This is a genomic window from Vreelandella janggokensis, assembly GCF_031451615.1.
Classification (GTDB): Bacteria; Pseudomonadota; Gammaproteobacteria; order Pseudomonadales; family Halomonadaceae; genus Vreelandella; species Vreelandella janggokensis.
Genome location: NZ_JARWAJ010000011.1, coordinates 1 through 6,423 on the forward strand (window position 1 = coordinate 1; position 6,423 = coordinate 6,423).

5 protein-coding genes and 2 pseudogenes are annotated in these 6,423 nt (G+C 57.7%); 6 read left to right on the plus strand and 1 reads right to left on the minus strand.

What is annotated here, in order from left to right; translation table 11 throughout:
• Positions 1-187: pseudogene (locus QC816_RS18210) on the plus strand (dihydroxy-acid dehydratase); the annotation flags it as partial.
• Positions 188-205: 18 nt separating this feature from the next.
• On the opposite strand, the gene QC816_RS18215 reads toward QC816_RS18210, so the two are convergent.
• Entirely contained in the window at positions 206-1,147 is a 942-nt protein-coding gene (locus QC816_RS18215; protein WP_199284041.1) for a LysR substrate-binding domain-containing protein, read from the minus strand.
• Positions 1,148-1,297: 150 nt separating this feature from the next.
• Here QC816_RS18215 and QC816_RS18220 point away from each other — a divergent pair, with 150 nt between their 5' ends.
• From QC816_RS18220 to QC816_RS18240, 5 genes and pseudogenes are all read left to right on the plus strand, one after another.
• A complete protein-coding gene (locus tag QC816_RS18220) occupies positions 1,298-2,524 on the plus strand; it encodes an aldose epimerase family protein (protein ID WP_199284040.1) in 1,227 nt (408 codons plus the stop codon).
• An 89-nt stretch (positions 2,525-2,613) separates the two neighbouring features.
• Entirely contained in the window at positions 2,614-3,621 is a 1,008-nt protein-coding gene (locus QC816_RS18225; RefSeq protein ID WP_264824810.1) for an arabinose ABC transporter substrate-binding protein, read from the plus strand.
• Positions 3,622-3,647: 26 nt separating this feature from the next.
• Positions 3,648-5,141: an L-arabinose ABC transporter ATP-binding protein AraG gene (gene araG / locus QC816_RS18230; protein ID WP_199284038.1), complete on the plus strand. Its 1,494-nt coding sequence runs from the start codon at positions 3,648-3,650 to the stop codon at positions 5,139-5,141.
• Positions 5,142-5,224: 83 nt separating this feature from the next.
• A complete protein-coding gene (gene araH, locus QC816_RS18235) occupies positions 5,225-6,235 on the plus strand; it encodes an L-arabinose ABC transporter permease AraH (protein ID WP_199284037.1) in 1,011 nt (336 codons plus the stop codon).
• A gap of 63 nt (positions 6,236-6,298) precedes the next feature.
• A pseudogene (locus tag QC816_RS18240) lies at positions 6,299-6,423 on the plus strand (dihydroxy-acid dehydratase); the annotation flags it as partial.

Here is a 6,423-nt window from a genome sequence, read left to right on the forward strand (position 1 = left end):
CATCAGCGACGAAGAGCTGGCCTCACGCCTGGCCGAAAGCGACCCTACGGCGGCCTCGACGCTGATTGCCAGCCAGGGTGGCTACCGGCAACTGTACATCGAGCGAGTCCTCCAGGCGGACGAAGGCTGTGACTTCGACTTCCTGGTCGGTTGCCGGGGTTCTGATGTGCCGCGCCACTCGCATTGACCGAGTGGGTATGTCTGGCTAAGTACCCTGCGCGATAATCTCCCGCAGGGTGCTCATTACCACTGCCGCTCCGGGGGAGAGCCGCTGGTGGCGCAAACTCACTAACCCATAGGGTTGAACGCTGAGCGTCTCGCTGAAGGGCAGCAGGTGAAAGCGTTGCGGGTTGCATAACAGGTTGGCGGCTTCACGGGTGGTCACCGTGATAGTGTCGGATTTATCGACCAGCGCGAGGGACACCAACAAGTCGGCGGTATCGACGATTTGCCGCGGCGGCACTACTTGATGGTGCAAAAACAGGCTGTCGACCCGCTGACGCATCAAGGCGCCAATGGGCTGTAACGACCACGGATAGACCGCCATGTCGCTCAGGCTAAGCGGGTTTTTATCGGCTAACGGGTGTCCTTGGCGGCAGACAAAGCAGAGTTCCTCTTCACCAATCTCTTCAAATACAAAACGCTCCACGTCAAAGCCTGCCGGAATCCGCGTAATCGCAAAGTCAAGTTCACCTTCAAGCAAGCGCGGCACCAGCGCCTTGCTGACATCCACGTCAACGCTGATTTTGAGTCCCGGCCGGTCTCTATGTACTCGCTCAATAGTGCTGGTCAGTAGCGTGACTGCCGGGGCCATTACCGTGCCGACCGCTACCGTGCCCGCATTGCCTTCGCCTAATGCGCTCAACTCCTCACCCGTTTGGCGCAGTGTCGAGATCATGCTGTGCGCGTGGCGAATCATGATCTCGCCGTACCAGTTAGGCGTCAGCCCACGGGGGTGGCGGTCGAATAAACGAGTACCCAGGTTGGTTTCCAGGTCATTGAGTAGCTTGGAGGCGGCGGGCTGGCTCATGTGTAACTGAGCGGCGGCTCGGTGAAGGTTACGGTGCTCGTCGAGCGCTAAAAATAGCTGCAAATGGCGCAACTTTAGTCGCACGTCCAGAAACCAGTTCTCGCGGAGAACGCCCATGGAATAAGCCTCTTGTTGTTATTGATAGCAATAAGTGTATCAAAGTTGCCATGTTCGTATATTGGTTGGTTATGCCGGAGGTGTCTACTGTAACGCTTGTATATGCGACGGTAGCGTCGCCCTAATAACAAAAACGCAAGGAGCAACATCATGTCTCTCATGTACGCTCGTAGGATCAGCGCAAGACACAATCTGCTGGTGAGTGCCGGTATCGCGATGCTGTTGCTTGGCGCGGCCCAGGCACAAGGCGAAGAAACCTCTGCTGGAAATAGCGCTGAAGGCAGCATTGATAAATCAGTATTTGGTCAATTGCCGGATGGCCGCCAGGTCGACGTCTACCGATTGACCAATGCCAACGGTATCGAGCTTCAGGTCACCAACTACGGCGGCATCATCCTGTCATTGAAGACGCCCGATGTAGACGGCGAATTCGATGATATCGCCCTGGGTTTCGACTCGCTTGATGCCTATCTCTCCGATGAATACCGCCAGGCCAATCCCTATTTTGGCGCCATCATCGGGCGTTACGGCAACCGCATCGCGGGTGGTCAGTTCTCCCTTGATGGCAAGACCTACTCACTGGCCACCAATGATGGCAACAACCATCTACATGGCGGCGATCAGGGCTTTGACAAGGTCCTATGGCAGGCCGAACCGTTCGAGAACGCGTCGGGCACGGGGCTGGTGCTGCGCTATACCAGCGAAGATGGCGAAGAGGGCTACCCTGGCCGATTGGAGGCGCAGGTCACCTACACGCTGACCGATGAAGATGAACTAAGGGTGGATTATCAGGCAGACACCGACAAGGCGACGCCGGTCAACCTGACCCAGCACAGCTACTTCAATCTGAAGGGCGAAGGCAGCGACACCATTCTCGATCATCAGTTGATGATCAACGCCCCCGACTTTACCCCGGTCAACGACACCTTGATCCCCACCGGCGAAATCCGCTCGGTAGATGGCACACCGTTTGACTTTACCCAGGCGACGCCGATCGGTGAGCGGATTGATCAGGACAACGAGCAGCTCGCCTTCGGCGGTGGTTATGACCACAATTTTGTGCTGGCCCGAAATAATGCCGCAGCGGATGAGTTGGTGCTGGCCGCCAGAGTCTGGGAGCCGCAAAGCGGACGCATGGTGGAAATCGAAACCACCGAGCCCGGTATCCAGTTCTATTCCGGTAATTTTCTCGATGGCAACCTGACCGGTAAACGGGGCCAGCCATACGATCACCGTTCCGGCTTTGCCCTGGAAACCCAGCACTATCCCGACTCCCCCAACCAGGAGGCGTTTCCCAGCACGATCCTGGAACCCGACGAAACGTATCGCTCAAGTACGGTATACCGTTTTTCCGCGCAGGAGTCCTTTGATCCGTAACTCGTCGGGTTCGCCACCGACAACCTGAGACATCAACAGGCATCACCACAATCAACAACAAGATTCGCTAAAACATCAGGAGTACGACCATGCAATTAACAACCAACCTAACCACGACCTTTACCCGTCTGGCACTCGGTAGCGCCGTCATGCTGGCGTCTCTAGGGTCTGCACAGGCGCAGGATGACGAGGTGAAGATCGGTTTTATCGTCAAGAAGCCGGAACAGGCCTGGTTTATCAATGAGCAACAGGCAGCCACCGAGGTGGGTGAAGAACTCGGCTTCGACGTGGTACGACTGGGTGGTGAAGACGGCCAGGAAGTGCTCAGTGCGATTGATAACCTCAACTCTCAAGGGGCTGAGGGGTTTGTGATCTGCCCGCCGGATGTACGACTTGGGCCAGCGATCATGAACCGTGCTGAACAGTACGACATGAAAGTGATCACCGTCGATGATCAGTTTGTCAACGCCAGCGGTGAGCCGATGGAAGGCGTACCTCACCTGGGCATGTCGGGCACCAAGATCGGTCAGCAGGTAGGCGAAGCCATTGCCGACGAAATGGAAGCCCGCGGGTGGAACCCTGAAGAGGTTGCCGCGCTGCGAATTACCAATAACGAACTGCCCACCGCCGTTAAGCGGACCGATGGCGCGACTGAGGCGCTGCTCGACGCTGGCTTCCCAGAGAGCAACATCTTCGACGCACCCCAGCAAAACACCGATACCTCCAGTGCATTCTCGGCCGCGTCGCCGGTGCTCGCCCAGCATGGTGATTATGAGCACTGGGTGATCTATGCCCTCAATGAGGAGAGCGTACTTGGCGGGGTAAGGGCGACCGAACAGTACGGCATAGCTCCCGAGGACGTTATCGGGGTTGGGATCAACGGTTCAGGTGCCGCCTTTGCCGAGTTCTCTCGTGAAAACCCGACCGGCTTTCACGGCACCGTTGCGGTGAGCTCCACCATGCACGGTCGTCAAACGGCGGAAGACCTCTATCGCTGGATTACCGAGGACGAAAAGCCTCAGGCGAATACCGAGACCTCCGGCACCCTGATGACGCGGGATAACTGGCAGGAAGTTCGCGACGAACTGGGTCTGTAACAGATTGTCTGCTGGAGTGCTTACGCATGTCTGATGCTTATTTACGTTTCGATGGTATCAGTGTCGTTTTCCCCGGCGTGCGTGCGCTGGATGGCGTGAGCTTTGACGCTCACGCCGGCCAGGTACATGCGTTGATGGGCGAAAACGGCGCGGGTAAATCGACCCTTCTCAAGGTGCTGAGTGGCGTTAACCACGTTGCCGAAGGCGCGCTGTGGATTGATGGCAAGCGCCATGTCTTCAGCAACACTCGGGAGGCGTTGCGCGAAGGGATCGCCATCATCTATCAGGAATTGACGCTTTCTCCCAATATGTCGGTGGCCGAGAACCTGTTACTCGGCCAACTGCCCACGCGACAGGGGTTCGTGAACCGCCGTCAGTTGAAAGAAAGAGCCATGGCGATTCTGGCCGACCTGGGCGAGGGGGAGATTCATCCCTCGACCAAGGTACGTGAGCTTTCTATCGGCCAGCAGCAAATGATTGAAATTGGTCGTGCGCTGCTGCGCGATGCCAAGGTGATCGCCTTTGATGAACCTACCAGCAGCCTCTCTATCCAGGAAACCCGCCAACTCAAGCGTATCGTTCAACGCCTGCGTGATGAAGGGCGCGTTGTGCTCTACGTGACCCATCGCATGGAGGAGGTGTTCGAGATGTGTGATGCGGTCACCATCTTCCGTGACGGTCAGCACATTCGTACCCATGAGGATATGTCGTCGCTGAACCACGATCTGTTGGTGAGTGAAATGGTGGGTCGCGATATCGACGATGTTTACGGCTATCGTGCTCGTGAACATGGCGATGTGGTCTTGAGCGTGGAGGGTATCGAAGGACGCGGCCTCCAGGCACCGGTGAGCTTTTCCGTCAAGCGCGGTGAAGTATTCGGGCTGTTTGGCTTGGTGGGTGCCGGGCGCAGTGAGCTGCTTCGGCTGGTGTGCGGCGTTGAGTCCCCCAAAGCCGGTAGTGTGATCTTCAAAGGTAAGTCGCGACGTTTCAAGAGCCCTGGCGAAGCAATTCGCTCTGGTATCGCCATGTGCCCGGAAGATCGCAAATCCCAAGGCATCTTTCCGGTGGCAAGCGTCGCCGACAACCTCAATATCAGCTGTCGGCGTTTTTTCAAACGCTGGGGTCTTTTCCGCCACCCCGGTCGCGAACGTCGCAATGCAGAGTCGTATATTCAGCAGCTCAGCGTCAAAACCCCGGGCCCACGTTCGCCTATTGGCAAACTCTCGGGGGGCAATCAGCAGAAGGTGATTCTGGCCCGCTGGCTGGCCGAAGAGATCGACCTGTTTGTGATGGACGAGCCGACGCGAGGTATCGATGTGGGCGCTCGCCGAGACATTTACTCGCTGCTTTACGACCTGGCCGAGCAGGGCAAAAGCGTCGTGGTGATTTCCAGTGACCTGGCGGAAGTCAGCTCCATTTGTGATCGCATTGCCGTGATGCGTGACGGCGAGCTGGTGGAAGTGGTGCCACGCGAATCAGCCACCCCCGAACGGCTACTGGGTCTGGCACTGCCTGCCTGACGCCTACTTTTTAGACCACAAATTTCAGAGCAGATGTTTTTCAGGACTCAAGCTCTGCAAAACGCAAGCTCAGGACAAACACGATGACAACCGACAACGTAACCCAAGGTGAGAATGAACCTGCCCGTCCGGCTGGGCGTCAGGGGCTTATCAAGCCGCTACGCACACTGCTGGACACTTCCGGGCTGATCGCCATTTTCCTGCTGCTGTTCATAGCACTGGCCGTTCTGATTCCTGATTTTCTGACCGGCCGCAACATGGTCGGACTGCTGCTTTCGGTCACTCTCATCGGCAGCCTGGCAACCACCATGATGCTGGTATTGGCGCTGGGCGAGGTGGACCTTTCGGTGGCTTCCACGGTGGCTTTTGCCGGGGTGGTGGCAGCGGTGGTGACGACCAACACCGGTAGCGTGTTTATCGGCGTGATCGGCGGTATTGTCGCCGGTGGTGCGGTCGGGGCCTTTAACGGCCTGGTGATCGCCAAGTTCGGCATTAACTCACTGATTGCCACCCTGGCGGCGATGGAGTTTGTGCGTGGGCTGGCCTACATCACCTCCGGTGGCGATGCCGTGATGATTACCGTGCCGAGCTTCTTTGATCTGGGCAGTGCCTCTTTTCTCGGCCTGACCCTGCCGGTATGGACCATGCTGGCCTGCTTCGTGATCTTTGGCGTGATACTTAACATGACCGCCTTCGGGCGCAACGTGCTGGCCACCGGCGGTAACGCCGAAGCGGCTGCGCTGGCCGGGGTCAACGTCCGCCGCCTGAAGATTATTGTCTTCGGTTTGCAGGGCGTCGTTGCGGGCGTGGTGGGCGTGTTGCTGGCGTCGCGCATGGGGCTGGGTGATCCCAATACCTCAATGGGGCTGGAGCTGGCGGTGATTTCTGCCTGTGTGCTGGGCGGTGTGGCGCTATCGGGCGGTGTCGCGACGATCACCGGCGTGCTGGTCGGGGTGATGATCATGGGTTGTGTGCAGAACGCCATGGGTCTGCTCAACGTGCCGACCTTTTACCAGTACCTGGTGCGCGGCGCGATTCTGCTGCTGGCGGTGATGTTCGACCGTTGGAAACACACGCGTCGTCAGCGGGCCTGACGCTAACGTTCCGATCCCTTTTTTTGCCACGCTCTTTTCACCGATTTGTACGGAGAGTCTCCCATGTCTGATCGCAAGCCGCCCCTACGCTCTGCCCAGTGGTTCGGCACCGCCGACAAGAACGGCTTCATGTACCGCAGCTGGATGAAAAATCAGGGCATTCCTGACCATGAGTTTCAGGGCAAGCC